This window comes from Phyllobacterium sp. P5_D12, assembly GCF_054049495.1.
Map to the genome: position 1 here is coordinate 1 of NZ_JBFUMG010000514.1, position 3,161 is coordinate 3,161.

A 3,161-nucleotide genomic window follows, 5' to 3' on the forward strand; every position below is an offset into this window, starting at 1 on the left:
TCCATGTACCGGACGGAAGTTCCCGCCTACGGAACACTTCTGTCGCTTGTCGCGAAAGTGAACGCACAAACGCTTGCCGGATCGCCGGAACTGAGACATCGCCTGGAAAAAACCGACACGCTTGATCGTATTTCGGAAGAGCGGCACGGTGCTATCCGTGTCGGGACACCAGCAGAACTCGCCATGCTGCGCCGGGTGTTCGCCATCATGGGCATGTATCCGGTCGGTTACTACGATCTGAGTGAGGCCGGCGTTCCCGTGCATTCCACCGCCTTCCGGCCGTCAAGCGATGCGGCGCTGAAGATCAATCCGTTTCGCGTTTTTACCTCATTGCTGCGGCTCGATCTCGTTGCGGATCCAGAACTCCGCGATGAAGCCCGGAAGGTCCTCGAAGCACGGCAGATTTTTACTGCAGAGGCGATTTCTCTCATTGAGAAAGCCGAGACTGACGGTGGCCTCAACGCTGACGATGCGGCGCTTTTAGTACAGGAAATCCTCGAAACCTTCCGTTGGCACGATCATGCCAGTGTTAGCGGTGAGCTTTATGACCGCCTGCACGATGCGCACCGGCTGATCGCCGATGTCGTGTCTTTCAAGGGGCCGCACATCAATCATCTGACGCCGCGCACACTGGATATCGATGCCGTTCAGGCCCTGATGCCAGCACACGGTATTTCGCCCAAGGCAGTCATCGAAGGCCCTCCGACCCGGGCCTGTCCCATTCTCCTGCGCCAGACCTCTTTCAAGGCGCTTGAGGAAAACGTCTCGTTTCGCAACGCTCAAGGGCAATGGGAAGCCGGCTCGCATACGGCCCGCTTCGGCGAAATCGAGCAGCGTGGCATTGCGCTAACACCAAAAGGTCGCGCGCTCTACGACCAACTCCTGGCCAAATCGCGTGAAGTAGTTCGCCCTGCCGCCGATGGCTCGAATGCCGAAGCCTACGTTGCTGCGTTGGCTGATGCGTTCAAAGCCTTCCCGGATAATTGGAATAATATCCGCATCAATGGGCTCGGTTATTTCCGCTATTCCGTCGTCGAGTGCTTTCCGCTGAACACGCTGTCGCCTCGCGAAGCCGCCAACATCGAAACCCTCGTCGCGATGGGCGCCGTCCAGTTCGACCCGATCCTCTATGAGGATTTTCTGCCGGTGAGTGCCGCCGGAATTTTCCAATCCAATCTCGGCGACGATGCGAGCCAGAAATTCGCAGCAAGCCCCAGTCAGCGCGAATTCGAGGGCCAGCTTGGTGTACCGGTTCTCGATGAGTTCGCGCATTATGAAAGCCTTGAAAAAGCATCTGTCGATACGTGCCTGAGACACTTCAAACCCATCGCGCTCGCAAGCTGAGCAGCGGCTGTATCAAAAATTAGAACCGCCTGATAAAAACTGCCCCAAACCGGCAGGCAAACAGACAAAGGAAAAGCAAGATGACCATTGCTCAAGAAGTGAAAACACTCCTTTCCAAGCTCGGCGTAGGTGAATCCGCCTATACCGGAGGCAATATGCCTTCTTTTAGTCCCGTAAGCGGAGAGAAAATCGCCGATATCGTGGTTCATTCGGCGGACGATACGGCAAGGACGATCGAACAGGCTGATGCAGCGTTCCGCGAATGGCGTCTGGTGCCGGCCCCAAGGCGCGGCGAGCTCGTGCGTCTGTTCGGCGAGGAGTTGCGGGCGCTGAAGAGTGAACTCGGCCGCCTCGTTTCCATCGAAGCTGGCAAGATCCCGTCCGAAGGCCTCGGCGAAGTCCAGGAAATGATCGACATTTGCGATTTTGCTGTCGGCTTGTCGCGCCAGCTCTATGGCCTGACCATTGCAACTGAACGTCCCGGACACCGCATGATGGAAACCTGGCATCCGCTTGGCGTCGTTGGGGTTATCTCCGCTTTCAATTTCCCGGTTGCCGTCTGGTCGTGGAACACTGCGCTCGCACTCGTCTGCGGTAATGCTGTTGTGTGGAAGCCATCGGAAAAAACACCTCTAACCGCGCTTGCATGCCAAGCCATCTTTGAGCGCGCCGCCAAGCGTTTTGGTGATGTTCCCGCCGGCCTTACCCAGGTGCTGATGGGCGACCGCACCGTTGGCGAGACACTCGTCGATCATCCGAAGATTGCGCTCGTATCGGCGACGGGATCGACCCGCATGGGCCGCGAGGTCGGGCCGCGTCTCGCCAAGCGTTTCGCCCGCTCGATCCTCGAGCTTGGTGGTAACAATGCCGGCATCGTCTGCCCCTCGGCCGATCTCGACATGGCACTGCGTGCTATTGCCTTCGGTGCAATGGGAACCGCCGGTCAGCGTTGCACGAGCCTTCGCCGTCTTTTCGTACATGAAAGCGTCTATGAAACGCTCGTGCCCCGCCTGAAAAAAGCCTATGAGAGTGTTTCCGTCGGCAGTCCGCTCGATACACCGGCGTTGGTCGGCCCGCTTATCGACAAGGCAGCCTATGACAATATGCAAAAGGCGCTTAGGCGAGCAATCGATCATGGTGGCAAGGTAACGGGCGGTGCGCGCATCGATACCGGATACGCGAATGCCTATTATGTCCGTCCCGCTCTCGTCGAAATGCCGAAACAGGATGGGCCGGTTACCGAAGAAACCTTTGCTCCTATCCTCTATGTCATGAAATACAGCGATTTCGACAAAGCGATCGCCGATCATAATGCAGTCGGAGCGGGGCTTTCATCCTCGATTTTCACGCTCAATTTACAGGAAGCCGAACGTTTCCTCAGCGCTGATGGATCAGATTGCGGTATCGCCAACGTCAATATCGGCACATCGGGCGCCGAAATCGGCGGAGCCTTTGGTGGCGAGAAGGAAACAGGTGGCGGGCGCGAATCCGGGTCGGACGCATGGAAGGCCTATATGCGCCGTGCCACGAACACGGTGAACTATTCGTCAGCCCTTCCCCTCGCGCAGGGCGTATCCTTCGACATCGACTAATCAGATTTCAAACGCCGTTCCCCGGAAACGGGGGACGGCGCTGCGCACGGAATATCATGCCTGAAATTGTTCGCCGACAAATTCCCAGTTAACAAGCTTGCCTAGAACCGCCGCGACGTGTTCCGGACGGCGGTTTTCATAATCGAGATAGTAGGCATGCTCCCAGACATCGATACCGAGCAAAGCTTTCTTGCCCTCCGCGAGCGGGTCACCGGCGTCTTGCAT

At 57.4% G+C, this 3,161-nt stretch carries 3 protein-coding genes; 2 read left to right on the top strand and 1 reads right to left on the bottom strand.

The annotated features are described in order from the left end of the window. The first annotated feature begins 3 nt into the window (after positions 1-3). Positions 4-1,344: a 2-oxoadipate dioxygenase/decarboxylase HglS gene (gene hglS, locus ACXJ5O_RS22715; protein WP_457301880.1), complete on the top strand. Its 1,341-nt coding sequence runs from the start codon at positions 4-6 to the stop codon at positions 1,342-1,344. An 80-nt stretch (positions 1,345-1,424) separates the two neighbouring features. Next, positions 1,425-2,936, top strand: coding sequence for an L-piperidine-6-carboxylate dehydrogenase (amaB, locus tag ACXJ5O_RS22720; RefSeq protein WP_457301879.1), 1,512 nt, complete (start codon positions 1,425-1,427; stop codon positions 2,934-2,936). A gap of 54 nt (positions 2,937-2,990) precedes the next feature. Here amaB and ACXJ5O_RS22725 read toward each other — a convergent pair whose 3' ends face one another. Beyond that, positions 2,991-3,161: a Fe-Mn family superoxide dismutase gene (locus tag ACXJ5O_RS22725; protein WP_457301881.1), complete on the bottom strand. Its 171-nt coding sequence runs from the start codon at positions 3,159-3,161 to the stop codon at positions 2,991-2,993.

What these genes read in the sequence shown, in the direction of transcription:
- hglS (WP_457301880.1), top strand. Translation starts at nt 4, where the DNA reads ATGTACCGGACGGAAGTTCCCGCCTACGGAACACTTCTGTCGCTTGTC.
- amaB (WP_457301879.1), top strand. Translation starts at nt 1,425, where the DNA reads ATGACCATTGCTCAAGAAGTGAAAACACTCCTTTCCAAGCTCGGCGTA.
- ACXJ5O_RS22725 (WP_457301881.1), bottom strand. Translation starts at nt 3,161, where the DNA reads ATGCAAGACGCCGGTGACCCGCTCGCGGAGGGCAAGAAAGCTTTGCTC.